Annotated in this window: 14 protein-coding genes; 9 read left to right on the top strand and 5 right to left on the bottom strand. The window is 62.2% G+C overall.

The annotated features are described in order from the left end of the window. The first annotated feature begins 159 nt into the window (after nucleotides 1–159). Nucleotides 160–618: a VOC family protein gene (locus ACYU7Q_RS02610; RefSeq protein WP_460607878.1), complete on the top strand. Its 459-nt coding sequence runs from the start codon at nucleotides 160–162 to the stop codon at nucleotides 616–618. A gap of 16 nt (nucleotides 619–634) precedes the next feature. Here ACYU7Q_RS02610 and ACYU7Q_RS02605 read toward each other — a convergent pair whose 3' ends face one another. Continuing rightward, complete coding sequence (locus tag ACYU7Q_RS02605) at nucleotides 635–2098, bottom strand: Gfo/Idh/MocA family protein (RefSeq protein WP_460607877.1); 1464 nt, start codon at nucleotides 2096–2098, stop codon at nucleotides 635–637. Between the two features lie 312 nt (nucleotides 2099–2410). Between ACYU7Q_RS02605 and ACYU7Q_RS02600 the strand changes: the two genes are divergently transcribed. The 8 genes from ACYU7Q_RS02600 to ACYU7Q_RS02565 all read left to right on the top strand — a co-directional run bounded on the left by ACYU7Q_RS02600 (nucleotide 2411) and on the right by ACYU7Q_RS02565 (nucleotide 10594). Beyond that, nucleotides 2411–4087: a GMC family oxidoreductase gene (locus ACYU7Q_RS02600; RefSeq protein ID WP_460607876.1), complete on the top strand. Its 1677-nt coding sequence runs from the start codon at nucleotides 2411–2413 to the stop codon at nucleotides 4085–4087. A gap of 14 nt (nucleotides 4088–4101) precedes the next feature. After that, the gene (locus ACYU7Q_RS02595) at nucleotides 4102–4713 is read left to right on the top strand and encodes a gluconate 2-dehydrogenase subunit 3 family protein (protein WP_460607875.1); all 612 of its coding nucleotides are present in this window, start codon (nucleotides 4102–4104) and stop codon (nucleotides 4711–4713) included. 150 nt (nucleotides 4714–4863) lie between these two features. Then, entirely contained in the window at nucleotides 4864–6114 is a 1251-nt protein-coding gene (locus tag ACYU7Q_RS02590; RefSeq protein WP_460607874.1) for a nucleoside permease, read from the top strand. Nucleotides 6115–6157: 43 nt separating this feature from the next. Next, the gene (locus tag ACYU7Q_RS02585; RefSeq protein WP_460607873.1) at nucleotides 6158–7309 is read left to right on the top strand and encodes a Gfo/Idh/MocA family protein; all 1152 of its coding nucleotides are present in this window, start codon (nucleotides 6158–6160) and stop codon (nucleotides 7307–7309) included. A 7-nt stretch (nucleotides 7310–7316) separates the two neighbouring features. Beyond that, a complete protein-coding gene (locus ACYU7Q_RS02580) occupies nucleotides 7317–8369 on the top strand; it encodes a sugar phosphate isomerase/epimerase family protein (protein ID WP_460607872.1) in 1053 nt (350 codons plus the stop codon). Nucleotides 8370–8381: 12 nt separating this feature from the next. Further along, nucleotides 8382–8855, top strand: a complete 474-nt coding sequence (locus ACYU7Q_RS02575) for a c-type cytochrome (RefSeq protein ID WP_460607871.1) — start codon at nucleotides 8382–8384, stop codon at nucleotides 8853–8855. Between the two features lie 11 nt (nucleotides 8856–8866). Next, nucleotides 8867–9754 (top strand): hydroxypyruvate isomerase family protein, encoded by an 888-nt coding sequence (locus ACYU7Q_RS02570; protein WP_460607870.1) that lies wholly within the window; start codon nucleotides 8867–8869, stop codon nucleotides 9752–9754. Nucleotides 9755–9802: 48 nt separating this feature from the next. Then, entirely contained in the window at nucleotides 9803–10594 is a 792-nt protein-coding gene (locus ACYU7Q_RS02565) for a 3-keto-disaccharide hydrolase (protein ID WP_460607869.1), read from the top strand. A gap of 79 nt (nucleotides 10595–10673) precedes the next feature. Here the strand turns inward: ACYU7Q_RS02565 and ACYU7Q_RS02560 are convergent, their stop codons facing one another. The 4 genes from ACYU7Q_RS02560 to ACYU7Q_RS02545 form a co-directional block, all read right to left on the bottom strand. Beyond that, on the bottom strand, nucleotides 10674–11567 hold the full coding sequence (locus tag ACYU7Q_RS02560) for a sugar phosphate isomerase/epimerase family protein (RefSeq protein ID WP_460607868.1): 894 nt from the start codon (nucleotides 11565–11567) through the stop codon (nucleotides 10674–10676). A gap of 78 nt (nucleotides 11568–11645) precedes the next feature. Continuing rightward, nucleotides 11646–12989, bottom strand: a complete 1344-nt coding sequence (locus ACYU7Q_RS02555; protein WP_460607867.1) for a transporter permease — start codon at nucleotides 12987–12989, stop codon at nucleotides 11646–11648. Nucleotides 12990–13040: 51 nt separating this feature from the next. After that, the gene (locus ACYU7Q_RS02550) at nucleotides 13041–16244 is read right to left on the bottom strand and encodes a cyclic nucleotide-binding domain-containing protein (RefSeq protein ID WP_460607866.1); all 3204 of its coding nucleotides are present in this window, start codon (nucleotides 16242–16244) and stop codon (nucleotides 13041–13043) included. Between the two features lie 53 nt (nucleotides 16245–16297). Continuing rightward, on the bottom strand, nucleotides 16298–17176 hold the full coding sequence (locus ACYU7Q_RS02545) for a YitT family protein (RefSeq protein WP_460607865.1): 879 nt from the start codon (nucleotides 17174–17176) through the stop codon (nucleotides 16298–16300). Nucleotides 17177–17448 lie beyond the last annotated feature (272 nt).

The raw sequence follows: 17448 nt of genomic DNA, 5'->3' as shown, positions 1-17448 counted from the left end.
TATCGGGAAGGCCGAACCTACCCTTCCTTTCCTCGGGTGTGCACCAGCACACCAAGCAGCTGCAAACCAGAAAGCTGGGGCGCTGGCAACTCACAAAATAATTGCACCTTGCGGCAGCATTCACCGGCCTGTTTGCGCCGCCAAAACCGTTCACGAATCATGAAAAAAATGCTTTGCAGCGCCACATTCGGCCTGCTGATGACGCTGAGCAGCGCGGGGTCGGCCTTTGCCCAAAGCACGCCAACGGTCAGCCACGTCGCGCTCTACGTCTTCGACCTGCAGAAAAGCGTGGATTTCTACGGCAAGGTGCTGCAATTGCAGCAGATTCCGGAGCCGTTCAAGGACGGCCGGCATGTCTGGTTTCGGATGGGGCCGCACAGCCAGCTGCACATCATTCAGGGCGCGGCCAAAGTAGAGCCGCACGACAAGAACCTGCACCTGGCTTTCAGCGTGAAAGACCTGAAAAAATTCACCGCCCACCTCGATAAACTCGGCACGTCCTATGGCAGCTGGGCCGGACTGGCCAAGGAATCGACCGCCCGGCCCGACGGGGTGAAACAGGTGTATCTGCAGGACCCGGACAATTACTGGGTGGAAGTAAACGACGACGCATTCTAGCCCGCTTGCCCCGCTCCTACCAGCCCGGCCGGTACGTGCGCTTCACAAATTGGTTGGCCTCCTCGAAATTGGTGACGCGCAGCTGCTGCGGGTCCCAGAGCAGCTCGATGCCGCGGCCGGGATAGTCGAAGCCCGTGCCGGTGGTTCTGGGGCGCTGAATGTCGTAGCCGCGAATGGCGAGGTTGGCCATGAGCAGGGCTTCGGTGAGCGGGCCGGCCAGCTCGAAGGGCGAGCTGACGGCCTTGTTGCCGTAGCCGGCCAGGCAGGCTTCCACCCACTGGGCGTAGTGGCCGTTGGCCCCGTCGGGCACGCGGGCTAGGGTGGGCTTCACGTGGACTTCGTTGGTGCGGGAGGTGGGCAGCAGGCGTGGGTCGGCCGAGTAGGTGCTGGCCATCATCTTGCCCTTTTTACCGATGAACAGGATGCCGTTGCCGCCGTCGCCGAACTTTTCGTTGGGGCCCAGTTCCTCGGGCCGCTCGGGCTGAATGCCACCGTCCATCCAGTGCATGGTGACTTCGTGCTTGGTTTTATTGGTCTTGGGGAAGGTCAGCGTGACGTGGCTGGACGGCGGGCAGCTTTCGGGAAAATAGCCGCGCTTAAACTCATCTACATACACGCTGCCCACGCTGGCCTGCACCGCCGTGGCGTAGCCCAGGTTCAGCACCCGAAACGGCGCTTCCATGAGATGGCAGCCCATGTCGCCGAGCGCGCCGGTGCCGTACTCCCACCACCCGCGCCAGTTGAAGGGCACCAGCTTATCCACGTAAGGCCGCTGGGGTGCGGTGCCCAGCCACAGGTCCCAGTCCAGCTCTTTGGGCACGCTGGTGGCCGGCGGGGGCCAGGCGATGCCTTGCGGCCACACCGGCCGGTCGGTCCAGCAATACACGGTGTGCACCTCGCCGATGAGGTGGGCGTCGTACCACTCCTGGAGCTGCCGCACGCCGTCGCCCGATGCGCCTTGGTTGCCCATCTGGGTCACTACTTTGTAGCGCTTGGCGGCCTCGGTGAGCGCGCGGGCTTCGTATAGGTCGTGGGTGAGCGGTTTTTGCACGTAGACGTGCTTACCCAGCTGCATGGCCGCCAGGGTAATAACGGCGTGGTTATGGTCGGGCGTGGAGACCGAGACAGCATCGAAATTCTTGCCTTCCTTTTCCAGCAGTTGCCGCCAGTCCTTATAGTACCTGGCCTGCGGAAACGCCTGCACCGAGCGGGCGGCGCGGCGGTCGTCCACGTCGCACAGGTAGCCGATGCGCACCTTGCCGGTTTTGGCGAAGGCGGCCAGGTCGCTTTCGCCCTTGCCGCCTACGCCCACGCCGGCTACCACCAGCTGGTCGCTCGGCGCGGTGTAGCCCCGGCCGCCCAGCACGAAGCGCGGCACTATCATAAACACGGCTGCGGCGGCAGCGCCCTGCTTTAGGAATTCGCGCCGCGAGGGCGCTTCAGGTAGGTTATTCAACGACGCATCGGGAACGTTGCTCATGGGTAGTTAGCGGAAAATTTAACAAGGGAAGGAAACCAGTAAGGCAATCATAAATACAGTCAAATTATTGGCAATAAGCCTTTTGTCTTTTTGCAAAGTTTAATCTGCTACCGGGCGGTATTCGAACCTCAATCCCGTGGTAAGTGGGCGGACACTCATGCTTAGCAATATTATGTAAATTATTGGTCGCGTAGTGGTTGGCCGGCAACAAATTATTTTATATTTGTTCGCACCGCGTGGCCCGTCCGGCGGCCAGCAGTTGCCACTTCGCTTGGTTCCTTTCTCAAATCCAACATCATTTGCTAGCGTAACATGGAAAAAAATACGTACGATGCCATTGTCATCGGGTCGGGTATCTCGGGTGGCTGGGCGGCGAAGGAGCTGACGGAGAAGGGCCTCAAAACCATCATGTTGGAGCGCGGCCGCAACGTGGAGCACATCAAAGACTACGTGAACGCCAATAAGGCCCCGTGGGAATTTGAGCATCGGGGCGGCAAAACCCAAAAGATGATTGCCGACTACCCGGTGCTGAAGCGCGACTACACCCTCAACGAAACCAACCTCAGCTTCTGGGCCAGCGACAAGGACAGCCCCTACGTGGAAATCAAGCCCTTCGACTGGTTCCGGGGCTACCAGGTGGGCGGCCGCTCGCTGATGTGGGGCCGACAGTCGTACCGCTGGAGCGACTTCGATTTTGAGGCCAACGCCAAGGACGGCATTGCCGTGGACTGGCCCATCCGGTACAAGGACCTGGCTCCGTGGTACAGTTACGTAGAGAAATTTTCCGGCATCAGCGGCTCCAAGGAAGGCCTGCCGCAGCTGCCCGACGGCGAGTTTATGCCGCCCATGGAGATGAACGTGGTGGAAAAGGACGTGGCCGCTCGCCTCAAAAAGCACTACGCGCACCGGCGCATGGTCATCGGCCGCACGGCCAACATCACGGTGCCGCACCACAACCGCGTGGCCTGCCAGTACCGCAACAAATGCTGGCTGGGCTGCCCGTTCGGGGCGTATTTCAGCACGCAGTCGGCCACGCTGCCGGCGGCCGTGGCCACCGGCAACCTCACGCTGCGGCCGTTTTCCATCGTCACCAAAATCCTCTACGACAAGGACACCAAGCGGGCCAAGGGCGTGGAAGTGCTCGACGCCGAGACCAACCAGACCGTCGAATACTACGCTAAAGTCATCTTCCTCAACGCCTCAGCGCTGAATTCGGCCTGGGTGCTGATGAACTCGGCCACCGACGTGTGGCCCGGCGGCCTGGGCAGCAGCAGCGGCGAGCTGGGCCACAACCTGATGGACCACCACTTCCGGGCCGGCGCGCACGGCGACGTGGAAGGCTTCGAGGACAAATACGTGTACGGCCGCCGCGCCAACGGCATCTACATCCCCCGCTACCGCAACCTGTTCGGCGACAAGCGCGACTACATCCGCGGCTTCGGCTACCAGGGCAGCGCCGGCCGCGAGGGCTGGAGCCGCGAGATTCCGGAAATGAGCATCGGCGGCGAGTTTAAGGACGCCCTCACCGAGCCTGGTAAGTGGACCATGGGCATCACCGGCTTCGGCGAAACCCTGCCCTACCACGACAACCTGATTACCCTCGACAAAACCAGGAAGGACAAGTGGGGCCTGCCCGTGCTGGCCTTCGACGCCAGCATCCGCGACAACGAGCAGAAAATGCGTATCGACATGATGGCCGACGCCCAGGAAATGCTGGAAAAAGCGGGCCTGAAGAACGTGAAGACCTACAACAACGGCTACAACCTGGGCGGCGGCATCCACGAGATGGGCACCGCCCGCATGGGCCGCGACCCCAAAACGTCGGTTCTCAACGCCCACAACCAGGTTTGGGACGCCCCCAACGTGTACGTAACCGACGGCGCCGCCATGACCTCGGCCGCCTGCCAAAACCCCTCGCTGACCTACATGGCCCTCACGGCCCGCGCCGTGGACCACGCCGTGAGCGAACTCAAAAAGCAAAACCTCTAAACCGACCTCCCATCATGAACAGAAGAGACGCCCTGGCCCGCGTGGCCATCATCATGGGTGGCACCGTTATCGGAGCCGATTTTTTCCTGAGCGGCTGCTCCTCTCCGACTAATAAAGAGGAGAAAACCGCTGCCAAAGAGCCGGCCGCCGCTAAAGAAGCCAAGCCGTTTCTTGATGCCAATCAGGTGAGCCTGCTCGATGAAGTGGGCGAAACCATCCTGCCCGCCACCAAAACACCAGGCGCCAAAGCCGCCCAGGTGGGCAGCTTCATGAGCGTGATGGTGCGCGATTGCTACACGCCCGCCGACCAGAAAATCTTCCTCAACGGCCTCACCAAGCTCGACCAGGACTGCAAAGCGAAGAACGGCAAAGGCTTCCTGGCCTGCGACGCGGCCCAGCGCACCGCCTTTCTCACCGCTCTGGATGCCGAGCAGAAAGCCTTCACCCAAAACAAGCAAAAAGACGACCCGGCCCACTACTTCCGCATGATGAAGGAGCTTACGCTGCTGGGCTTTTTCACTTCGGAAGTGGGTGCGACGAAGGCCCTCCGCTACCTGCCCGTGCCCGGCCGCTACGACGGCAACGTGCCCTACAAAAAAGGCGACCGCGCCTGGGCCACGACCTGATTCGGAGCACTAACCCGTCATGCAGAGCGCAGCGAAGCATCTTTACTGCAATAGTAATCTGTTTAGTTGCACGGTAAAGATGCTTCGCTGCGCTCTGCATGACCTTCTTTTTCCCGCCCGAATTCCTTTCCCAACACCAACTTCCTGCCCATGACGCCTGCCATTCGCTTTAAGCTGTCCCTGATGATGTTCCTGGAGTTCTTCATCTGGGGGGCCTGGTTTGTGACGCTGGGCACCTACCTGCTGCACAACCTGCACACCACCGGCACGCAGGTGGGCAGCGCCTTCCTCACGCAGTCGGTGGGGGCCATCGTGGCCCCTTTTATCATTGGGTTGATTGCTGACCGGTTCTTCTCGGCCCAGAAAATCCTGGGGGTGCTGCACCTGCTGGGCGCGCTGCTGCTCTGGCTGGCCTCGCAGGCCACCGATTTTTCGGCCTTCTACCCCTATGTGCTGACGTACATGATAGTGTACATGCCTACGCTGGCGCTGGTGAACTCCATTTCCTTCCGCCAGATGCAGAACCCGCAGAAGGAATTTGCCTCCATTCGGGTGCTGGGTACGCTGGGCTGGATTATTGCCGGCATCACCATCGGTTGGCTGAACTGGGAGCAGAGCGGCAACCTTGGCCTCACATTCCAGATGGCGGCCGGGGCCTCGGCGTTGCTGGGCCTGTTCAGCTTCACGCTGCCGCCCACGCCGCCCGTCAAAAAAGCCGGCCCCACTACCATGGGCGAGCTGCTGGGCCTGGAAGCCATCGGTTTGCTGAAGAACCGCTCGTACCTGATTTTCTTTCTGGCCTCGGTGGCTATCTGCGTGCCGCTGTCGTTTTATTACGGCTTCACCAACCCGTTCTTGAACGAGACGGGAATGAAATCAGCCGCTGGCATTCAGAGTTTGGGGCAGGTGTCGGAAGTGCTATTTATGCTGCTGATTCCGGTATTTTTCATGCGGCTGGGCGTGAAGAAAATGCTGGCCATCGGCATGCTGGCCTGGGTGGTGCGGTACATCTTCTTCGCCTACGGCAACGGCGGTTCCAACTACTGGATGCTGATTGCGGGCATCGTAATGCACGGCATCTGCTACGATTTTTTCTTCGTGACAGGGCAGATTTACACCGACAACCTTGCCGGTGAACAGTCGAAAAGCGCGGCCCAGGGCTTTATCACACTGGCTACTTATGGAGTGGGCATGCTCATCGGCTCCCTCCTCTCGGGCCAGATTGTGGACGCGCACAAAATCACCGGCGACCTCCACGATTGGCACACCATCTGGCTGATTCCGGCCGGTATTGCGGCGGCGGTGCTGGCGGTGTTCGTGCTGCTGTTTAAGGACCAGAACGCCCCCGCGCCAGCCGAAGATATCAGCTACGCGGAGGCTAACGCCCGTTTGGAAGTATAGAGACGCATATTTGCGCCTCTACTTTTAGCACCACACTCCCCCTATGAAACTACGACTGGGCATGATTGGCGGCGGACAGGGCGCGTTCATCGGCGGCATCCACCGCATTGCCGCCGCCCTCGATGGCCTGTATGAGCTCACCGCCGGCGCTTTCAGCAGCGACGCGGAGAAGTCGCGGGCCACGGGCGTACTTCTGAATCTGGCCCCTGACCGCGTGTACGGCTCATTTGAGGACCTGATTACACAGGAAAAGCAGCGCCCCGAAGCAGAGCGCGTGCAGGTCGTGGCCATCGTCACGCCCAACCACCTGCACTTCGAGCCCGCTAAACTGGCGCTGGAAAATGGCTTTCACGTCATCCTCGATAAGCCGATGACTTTCTCGCTGGCCGAGGCCAAACAGCTCAAGGAAATCGCCACCTCCAGCGGCCGAAAACTCTGCTTGACCCACACCTACACCGGCTACCCGATGGTGAAGGAAGCCCGGCAGCTCATTGCAGCCAATACCTTTGGTCCCATCCGCAAAGCCTACGTGGAATACCCGCAGGGCTGGCTCAGCGCCTTCGAGGAAGGCACGGACAACAAGCAGGCGGCCTGGCGCACCGACCCCGCCCGCAGCGGCATTGCCGGGGCGATGGGCGACATCGGCACCCACGCTTTTAACCTCTTGGAATACGTGACCGGCCTGCAAGTTGAGAAGCTGTGCGCCGATATTAACACCGTGGTGCCGGGCCGCCGGTTGGATGACGACGGGGCCGTATTGCTCCGGCTATCCAACGGCGCGAGTGGCGTATTGGTCGCTACGCAGGTGGCGGCCGGTGAGGAAAATAACGTCCGCATCCGGGCTTACGGCGACAAGGGCGGGCTGGAATGGCAGCAGGTGGACGCCAATACCCTGCAAGTGAAGTGGCTGGATAAGCCGACCGAGGTTCATCGGGCGGGCACGGGCTACGTCAGCTCCTTTGCCCAGCACAATGCCCGCACCCCGGCCGGCCACCCCGAGGGCTACCTCGAAGCCTTTGCTAACATCTACCGCAATTTCGCCCTGACTTTGCAGGCCGAAATGGCCGGCCAAACCGCCCCGCCCGAAGCCCTCGATTTTCCTGGGCTGGACGAAGGCATCCGCGGCATGGCTTTCATTGAAAATGTCATTGCTTCGGGCCATTCCGAACAAAAATGGACCGAATTCACCGTCTGACCCGCCCATGACCACCATCCAGGGACCCGCCGTTTTTCTGGCCCAATTCATTGGCAATGAAGCGCCTTTCGACAGCTTGGCCGGCATCTGCGCCTGGGCCAAAGGCTTGGGATTTCAGGGCGTGCAGCTGCCCACCAACGACCCGCGCTTTATTGACCTGCAAAAAGCCGCCGAAAGCCAGGCCTACGCCGACGAAATCCGGGGCGTGGTGAATGCCGCCGGGCTGGAAATCACCGAATTATCGACCCACCTGCAGGGCCAACTGGTGGCCGTGAACCCAGCCTACGACCAACTGTTCGACGGCTTCGCGCCCGAGGCCTACCGCAACAACCCCAAAGCGCGGCAGCAATGGGCCGTGCAGCAGCTTATATACGCCGCCAAGGCTTCGCAAAACCTGGGTTTGAAGGCACACGCCACCTTTAGCGGGGCGCTGCTCTGGCCAATGCTGTATCCGTGGCCGCAGCGCCCGGCAGGCTTGGTGGAGGATGGTTTTGCTGAACTGGGCCGCCGCTGGCTGCCCATTCTGAACGCCTTTGACGAGTGCGGCGTGGACTTGTGCTACGAAATCCACGCCGGCGAGGACCTGCACGATGGCGTGACCTACGAGCTTTTTCTGGACCAGGTGCAGCAGCACCCGCGCGCCTGCCTGCTCTACGACCCTTCGCATTTCGTATTGCAATGCCTTGATTATCTGGAATACATCGACATCTACCACGAGCGGATTAAGATGTTTCACGTCAAGGATGCGGAGTTCAACCCCACCGGGCGGCAGGGCGTGTACGGCGGCTACCAAAGCTGGCTAAACCGGGCCGGCCGCTTCCGCTCGCTGGGCGATGGGCAGGTCGACTTCAAGGCCATTTTCAGCAAGCTGACGCAGTACGACTTCCCCGGCTGGGCCGTGCTGGAGTGGGAATGCGCCCTAAAAAATGCCGAAGACGGCGCCCGCGAAGGCGCTCAGTTCATCAAAGACCACATCATCCGCGTTACGGATAAGGCGTTCGACGACTTCGCCGCCACGGCCCCCAACCCTACCCTCAACCATTCCCTGCTCGGAATCTAACTGCCGCTTCCCATGAAAAAAACTGCTTTATTCCTCAGCCTCTGCGCCTTGCTGGCCGCCTGCGATTCCGGCTACAAAAAAGACGGCCCCGATGAAGTGAGCCAGCAGAAGGCTTCATCAGCGGAGCTCAAGAGCGACAGTACCACCGGCGCCAACGTGGCGGCCGTGGCCGAGCAGCCACAGGTCGATACCAGCACGTCCAAAATTGGCACCGAGCACAGCGGCGGCTTAGTGGCCAACGGCGCCAAGCTGATAACCGCTTCAGACTGCACCAGTTGCCACAAGGAAAAAGAGAAACTGGTAGGCCCGGCCTACGCCGATGTGGCCAAGAAATACCCGAGCAATGAGGCCAATATCAGCATGCTGGCCGGTAAAATCATTCAGGGCGGCTCGGGCAACTGGGGTGCTGTACCCATGACGCCGCACCCCGGCGTGACGGAAGCTGATGCCCGGGAAATGGTGAAATACATCCTGACCCTGAAATAAAACTTTCCGTCATGGCCTCGCCTCCCACCCGCCGCACGGCGCTCAAAAACATTCTGGCGGGCGCTGCGGCGACCGGGGCCGCGGGGGCGCTCGGCGCATTTGCGCCCGCCGAAAACGTGCTCGAAACGCCCGCCTTGAAAAACAACATCAACCATTCGGTGTGCCGCTGGTGCTACGGCGATTTATCGCTCGACCAGCTGTGCGCAGCGGCCAAAAGCATTGGCATCAAGGGCATTGACCTGGTGGGGCCGAAAGAGTGGCCCACGCTGAAGAAGTACGGCCTGGACTCGCCGATGTGCAACGGGGCCGAAATCAACCTCACCGACGGCTTCAACGACCCGCAGTTTCACGCCACGCTGCAGAAAAGCTACGCCGAGATGATTCCGAAAGTGGCGGCGGCGGGCTATAAGAACCTGATTTGCTTTAGCGGGAGCCGGCGGGGCAAGGACGATGCCACCGGCTGGGCCAACTGCGTGAAGGGCCTGACGCCCCTGCTGGAACTGGCTGCCAAGCACAAAGTAGTGCTGGTGATGGAGCTGCTCAATAGCAAAATCGACCACAAGGACTACCAGTGCGACCGCACGGCCTGGGGCGTGGCGCTGGCCAAAAAGCTGGGTTCCGAGCATTTCAAGTTGCTTTTCGACATCTACCACATGCAGATTGACGAGGGCGACATTATCCGCAATATTACCGACAACCACGCCTACATCGCGCATTACCACACCGGTGGCGTGCCCGGCCGCCACGAAATCGACGAGACCCAGGAGCTGTACTACCCGGCCGTTATGCGGGCCATTGTGGCCACGGGCTTTAAGGGCTACGTGGCGCAGGAATTTATTCCGAAGCAGCCCGATAAGCTGGCCTCGCTGCGCAAAGCCGTGCAATTGTGCGACGTGTAGCGCCCTTCTCTTCCCTGCCATCTCTCCCACTTCCAACCCTTTGCCGTCATGAAAACCCGCCTGTTACTCACCGCCCTTCTGACCGGCAGCCTGGGCGCCGCCCACGCCCAGCAAACCGCCAAACCCGAGGATACGGAAGTGTATGAGCCCGTGCCCAAAGTGGTGACGCCCGGCAAAAACATCGGCGATGCGCCCTCCGACGCGCTGGTGCTATTCGATGGCAAGAACCTCGACCAGTGGGTGCTCACCAGCGACCACAAGGCGCCCGCCAGCTGGACGGTAGCAAACGGCATTATGACGGTGAAAAAGGACGTCGGCAACATCGAAACCAAGCGCAGCTTCGGCAATTACCAGCTGCATTTAGAGTGGCGCATTCCGGCCAACATCACCGGTACGGGCCAGGCCCGGGGCAACAGCGGCGTCTTCCTAGCCTCGACGGGCAGCGGGGACTTGGGCTACGAGCTGCAAATAGTGGACGCCTACCAGAATAAAACCTACGTGAACGGCATGGCCGGCAGCCTCTACAAGCAGGCCATTCCGCTGGCCAACCCCGCCCGGAAGCCCGGCGAGTGGCAGACCTACGACGTGGTGTGGACGGCGCCCGTGTTCGGCGCAGGCGGCGCGCTGGTGACGCCGGCCTACGCCACCGTGTTTTTCAACGGCGTGCTGGTGCAGGACCATACCGCCCTCACCGGCCCCACGCAGTACATCGGCAAGCCCTCGTACCAGGCCGCGCATGGCCCCTCGCCCATCAAGCTCCAGGCCCACGGCGACAAGAGCGAGCCGTTGAGCTTCCGCAATATCTGGATTCGGGAGCTGCCGATGGCGGCGGCGAAGTAGAATTGACTTCTCAAAAAAGCAAAACCCTCCTGCTGAGCGTAGACTCAGCAGGAGGGTTTTGCTTTTTTTGGTCTTACGGCTATACCAGGTTTTTCTTGATGTAAGATAGGCTTTTAGCAGCGCTATCGAAGGGCGAGCCGGGCGTGATGTCCTGCTCCACAAAGAAGTATTGCAGACCGGCTTCGTTGGCGTGGGCGAATATCTTTTTGAAGTCGATGCTGCCGTTGCCTACTTCCGTGAACGAGTGCGGCGCGGCCTTGTCCATGTCCTTGACGTGCCAGAGCGGGAAGCGGCCGGGGTGCTGCTTGAACAGCGTGAGCGGGTCGTGGCCGGCTTTGGTGGCCCAGTAGAGGTCGAGCTCCATTTTCACCAGTTTGGGGTCGGTGGCGAGGAGCAGGTCGTAGGGCAGCTTGCCGTTTTGGGGCACAAACTCGAAGTCGTGGTTGTGGTAGCAAAGTTGGATGCCGGCTTTCTGGCAGCGCTCGCCGGCTTTGTGGAGCTGGTCGGCGATGTATTTGTAGTGGTCGAGGTTGCCCCGCTCGGCCTCCGAGAGGTAGGCACACACCATGTATTTCACGCCGACGGCGGCCGCGTCGTCCACGGCGCGGTCCCACTCGTGGAGCATGGTGCCCATGGCCGGCGCGCCGTTCATCTGCTCCTCGCCGAGGCGGTAGTGGCTGCTGGGCATTATCAGGCCGTTTTGCTTGAGCAGGGCGGCGAAGGCCTGGGGCGTCATGCCGTAGAATTTCTGGGTGCCGGTGTACGTCGCGCCTTCCAGCGAGTTGTAGCCCATTTTGGCCAGCTGCGCCAGCGTGCCGGCGGGGTCCTTGGCCATGGCATCGCGCACGGTGTAGAGCTGCAGGCCGATGTACTTTTTATTGTAGCTCTTGTCGCGGGCCAGCAGGGCCGGCGATACCAGTAAGCCAGCCGATAGCAGCGCGGCCGAAGTCAGGAAATTTCTACGGGAATTCATAGGGCGACGTGGGTTGAAGGATGGATTAAGATGAAGCCAAGATAGGGATTAACAATTACTTGCGAGCATTTCACCAAGTCATAATCGTGCCAGCACGGGCGCCACCAGTGGCAAGGCCCAATCGAGCACCAACACGCCCAGCAAGCCCACCACCGACACGATGGTTTCCATAGCCGACCACGAACGTAGCGTGTCGCGCAGCGAGAGGTTGAAATACTGCTTGAATAGCCAGAACCCGCTGTCGTTCAGGTGCGAGAACAGCAGGCTGCCCGCCCCGATGGCCAGCACCATCAGGTTGGGGTTCACGGCTGAATGGGCCATAGTAGGCAGCATCACCCCGGCCGCCGTGAGGCCCGCCACCGTGGCCGAGCCCAGACACACCCGAATGAGGCCCGCCAGCAGCCAGCCCAGCACCAGCGGCGGCAGGCCCGTGCCGTGCAGGCCCGCCGCAATGGCCTGGCCCGCCCCGCTTTGCACCAGCACTTCCTTCAGCGCCCCCGCCCCGCCGATGATGAGCAACAGCAGCGCCACGTCGCGCAGGGCTTCGCCGTAAGTTTCCATCACGGCGGCCATGGTTTTGCCCTGGCTGCGGCCCAGGCTGAACGTGGCCACGCCCACCGACAGCAGCATGACCACGCCCGGGTCGGCCAGAAACGCGAGGGCCGGCGCGAGCGGGCCGCCGGGCGGCAGCACCGCCTGCAAACCCAGCACGGCTGCCAGCACCAGCACCGGCAGCAGCGACGAGAGGAAGCTGTTGGCGCGGCCTGGCAAAGCGCTTTCGGGCCGCGCTTCGCTCACAAATCCCGCCAGTGGCGCCGACACGATGTCCCGCAGCGTGCGCGCATACAGCGGCCCGGCCACCGCCACGGCCGGCACCGCCACCAGCAGCCCGTAGCCAAACGTGAGGCCCACGTTGGCGTGGAACAGCGCCACCAGCGCCGTGGGGGCCGGGTGCGGCGGCAGAAAGCCGTGCAGCACCGAGAGCGAAGCCAGCATGGGCAGGCCCACGTACACGGCCGGCAGCCGGTACTGGTACACCACCGAGAATATCAGCGGGATAACCAGCAGAAAGCCCACGTTGTAGAACAGCGGAATGCCGATGATAAAGCCGGTGACCATCATCGTCCACTGAATGTTTTTCGGGCCGAAGGCGCGCATCAGCACGGCGGCGATGCGCTGGGCAGCGCCGCTTTCGGCCACCAGCTTGCCCAGCATGGCTCCCAATACTACCACCAGTGCGACGGAGCCCAGCGTATCGCCGAGGCCTTTTTGCACGGCGGCCAGCACCTGCGCGGGCGGCAGCCCCAGCGCCAGCCCCGCCGGAACGGTGACCAGCAAAAATGCCAGAAACGCATTGACTTTGCCCCAGCTGCTGAGGACGATAAGCGCCAGCACGGCCAGCACAATGATGAGGAGCGTCATGCCGCAAGGTAGCCCGGCGGGGAGCATTACGCGCACTCGCGCCACGGCAAATTACCCCGCTACCGGCTGCGGGGGCTGCATCCGCTCGTTCTGGCGGCGCAGGCGCTGGCACAGCACTTTCAGGATGTTGCGGGTGACTTCGGGGCAGTCCTCCATCACGTCGTAAAAGTCCTCCTGGTCGATGCGAAACGCGGCGACCGGCCCCAGCGCCACGGCCGAGGCCGAGCGGGCTTCGGCATCGAGCAGGGCCAGCTCGCCAAAAAAGTCGCCGCTGTGGAAGGTAGTCAACTGGCGCTGGCCGTCGAAGATGCCGACTTCGCCCTCACTCACGATGAACAGCGAGGTACCCAGGCTGCCTTTGCTGAAGATTTCCTGGCCCGCTTCAAACGTCACTTCCCGCATGATGGGCTCGATATTGCCGAGGATGTTTTCGGGCGTATTGGCAAACAGGGAGGTGCCTTTGAGGATGAGGACCCGGTCGCGGGCCGAGGTGTGGGGAGCAGTGGTCGGTGGATTCATAGCGAGGAAGGCGACGGCAGGATGCGTGAGAAGAAGTTGGTCGTAGGCAGCCGGGCGCAGCACGGGCAATTGCTGGAGCACGGCGAGGGCACTTTCCTGCACCAGGAGGCTGGTGGCCTGCAAATGGGGCACTAGGTAGGCCACGGTGGCGGGCTGCGGGTGCCACTGCCGCAGGGCCACGCTTATCGTCCAGGCCGTGAAGGCCTCCGCGCCCCGGCGCACCACGGTGGTTTGCATCGTTTCGGCGGTGGTGACGGGCCCGAGCAGCGCATCCATCACCTCGCCACGCTGGCTTAGACGGCCCGTTTCCAGCATGGCCTGCAGGCCGGCAAAGAGCGGGAGCGGAATCATGTTTTCCAGGATTTCAAGGGCGCTGGCCTGGGTTTCGCCGGTGGCGTGGATGGCGCTGTGCTGCGCTTCCAGCAGAGGCGGCCGCTCATATACTTGCATCAGCAGGCCAAACAGGCGCTGGGTGCAGCGGCGCAGCTCCTGGCGCAGGGCGGCGCGCAGCTCGCCGTTGGCGGCGTGCATGCCGTGCAAAAAGTGCTGCGCCAGCCGCATCTCTTCCTCTATCAATTGCTGAAAGAGCGGCGCATCGCCGGGCATGGTGACAAAGCTGTCGAGCGCCCGCAGCACCGCCGCCCGCGCCTGGAGGTTGGTGCCGCTGGCTATTTCGAGCAGTACTTGCCGGGCCGCGGGGGTGGCCATGCGCGCGCACACCTGGGCCAACGCCTGGGCACGGCGCTGGTCGGTTTCCTGCGCTAAAGCGGGTTTGAGCAGCGGCAGCACGGGTGCCCCGATTCGTACCAGCCCCGCCAGAGCTGGTTTCTGCACTTTTTTCATGCACAGAAAGCTCATCATCAGGCTTATCATATCGGGGCCGGGCACCTCGGCCACGGCCCGCACGGCGGCCTGCACCAGGGCCGGCTCGGGGCTGTGCAGGCAGGTAGCGATGGCCTGCTGCTGCTGCTGTGGCGTGAGCAGTGCAATGAGCTCCAAAGCCGCGTGGCGGGCATTGGTTTCGGTGGATGAGGCCACGGCGGCCAGGCTGGCCAGCGCCGCGCCATCGGTGGGGTGCGCCCCCAGCCGCCCCCGAATGGCGCCCTGGCGCACGGCCCAGTCGGAGTGCAGCAGCAGGTCGTCGGCGGCCGGGTGGGGGCCGGCCAGGCAGCTGGCCATTTCGCGCAGCGCAGGGTCGGGGTCTTCCAGGGCCAGCTGCCGCAGCCGCCCAAGCTCTACCCGGGGGCCCAGCAGCCGCAGGGCCCGGTGGCGGATGCGGTTGCTGGGGTGCGTGAGCAGGTGCTCGGCCTGTTCGAGCAGGGCGCCGGCTTCAATCTGGTGCAGATGCTCGATGGCCTGCAACACCATTTCCACGCCGGAATCGGCCTCGGCCGAGCGCCGGTCCGGCGGTTGAGCGCCCGCGCCAAATTCCTCATGTTCTGACGTACCGTGCAGGTGCAGGCTCAGCTTCAGGGCTTCCAGGTAGTGCCAAAGCATGTACCGCAGCAGAAACACCACGCCAATTATCAGCCCGGCCATCCACACAAAGGGCAGCCAGGAGCTCACAGTTGCAAACGGCTGGGCCGCGAGCAGCAGCAAGCCGCCCAGCCCCACCCCCGCTGGCTCGTAAATTCCTTTGACCACGCTGCGCCCCGCCAGGTGCTCGGGCGGCGGCAACCGGTGAAACAGCACCATAAAAACCGGTTCGAACAACGCCCGGCGGCATATTTCCAGCCCCAGGTACAGCCCGCTGAAATAAACCAGCTGGCCCAGTGGCCCCACGGGCAACGCCCGCCACCCCCAGAACAGCAGCACGCCCCCCAGCACCGTGATGGGCAGCAGCAGCAGCGTCCGGCGCACGCCCACCCACGCCAGGCCGCGCCGGGCAAACAACAGCCGGCCCGCCGCGGCCAGCAGATACGCCAGCGCCAGCACCGCGCCCAGGTACTGCACCACATCCACCGGCCCGGGCAAAAAGTTGCGAACGTTGAGCAAGAAAACGTACTCCACGCCCACGGCTACCGTTGCCACCGCCATCACGCTCAGGCCCATCACCCGCACCAACGCGCCCGGCCCCAGCAGCTGCCGGATGAGCGGCAGGGAGCGTCCAGCCTTCGAGGCGTGGGACAGATGGGGCAAGCCGGTTATCCGCCGAAAAGCCGCCCGCTGCACCAGCGCGGCCAGCAGGTACGCGCTTAATGCCATGATTAACAGCAGCGAAATGGCGTGGGCCGCGGGCACGAAAATGGCCAGCGCCGCCCCCACGGCTTTGGCCGGCAGTTCGCCGGAGCTCACCACCCCGAACAGCCGCCGCCCCTGGCGCGCGTTGAACAGGGTGGCCGACATGCTCCAGGCCTCCAGATTGGTGAGCAGGTACAGCAGGCGGTAGCCCGTCATGATGGCCACGGCCGTGACCACCGACGGCGTGGGACGCCAGGCCAACGCCAGCACCAAGGCAATGGCCACCACCGCCAGCAGTGCCCGCACCGCCAGGCTCGGCCCCAGCCAGCGCCGTTCCAGGTAGGCATACAGGCAGCCCGTGAGCCCCATGGCCAGAGCGCCCACGCAGTAGGCCACGGGCAGGCTGGAAGCCGGGTGCCGGGCCAGCAGCAGCGCCGTGGCCGCCAAATACACCAGCACGGTGCCAAAGCTGAGCAGGGAATTGTGGGCAAAGAGCAGCCACACCGACGTGGTTTCGTGCGGCCGAACTCCCAGAAACCGGTACCACCTTTCCATGATATTCTACTGATTGGCCCCACCGCCCGGTGGCCGGCTCTCCCCCGGAATGGCTAATGCAAGGCCCGTCTTTTAATCAGGCCGCCCTTCATGTCGCTCACGCTCTGGGAGACGACGAAGGCGTTCGGGTCAATTTTATGAATCTCATCCGTCAGGCTAACCACCTCCAGGCGGGTCACGACCGTGAAAATGGCCTCTACTTTCAAATGTTGGTGCCCGTGGGTGCCAAAGCCCTGGGTACATTCGTACACCGTTGCCCCACGGTGCAGCTTATCGGTTATCATGCGCCGGATTTCGGTGCTGTGAAACGAGATGATGGTCAGGCCGGTGTATTCCTCGATGCCCACCAGCACAAAATCCACGGTACGAGCCGCGGCCAGGTACGCCAGAATGGAATACAGCGCCGTTTCTATCGACAGCAGCCAGGCGGCTGCCGAGAATATAATCACGTTGATAATGAGCACAATGTCGCCGATGGAGGCAGGCAGCCGACGCGTGAGATACAAGGCCAGAATTTCGGTGCCATCAAGCACGCCGCCGCCGCGCATGGCCAAGCCCACCCCGGCCCCCAGAAAGAAACCGCCGAACACGGCAATCAGCAGCTTGTCCTGCGTGAGGGGCGGAAACGACACCACCAGCAGCGCCCCCGCCAGCGCCAGAATGGTGAGCAGGGTTTTGAGGGCGAACTTCTGCCCCACCTGGTAATACCCCAGCACAATGAACGGGATGTTAATCAGCACAATGAGCGCCGAGAGCGAAATCCCCGTCAGCTGGCTGACCAGCAACGAAATACCCGTCACGCCCCCATCGATAAAGCCGTTTGGGAGCAGAAAGCCTTTCAGCCCGAGCGCGGCCGAAAAAACGCCGCCGGCCAGCAACATGCCTTGCATGAGCATGCCCCCCAGCTGATGTTGCGTAAAGAACTGGGACACGCCCGCGCTCACCTGCGCCATCGCTTTTGGGGGCGGAGGCGCCGGCTGGCGGGCAAGTTTCCGGTTTCGAAAACGAGAAGGAGGTAATTGTTCGAGCAACATCGTAAGTGTCAAAACTTAAGCTTGCGCCATGACTATTCCCGAGAATCCTCCCACCGTTTCCTGATGCTGATTCAGGAAGCAGGCGCTACTTCCAGGGCGGCATTCATAAGGACCAGGCGGGTAGATAATGTTCAGTTTAAACAGACAACACCTTAAATATATTCAATAAA

This window comes from Hymenobacter terrigena, assembly GCF_054776515.1.
Note: the sequence above shows the minus strand (reverse complement) of the source record. Positions and strands in the feature narration are given on the sequence as shown.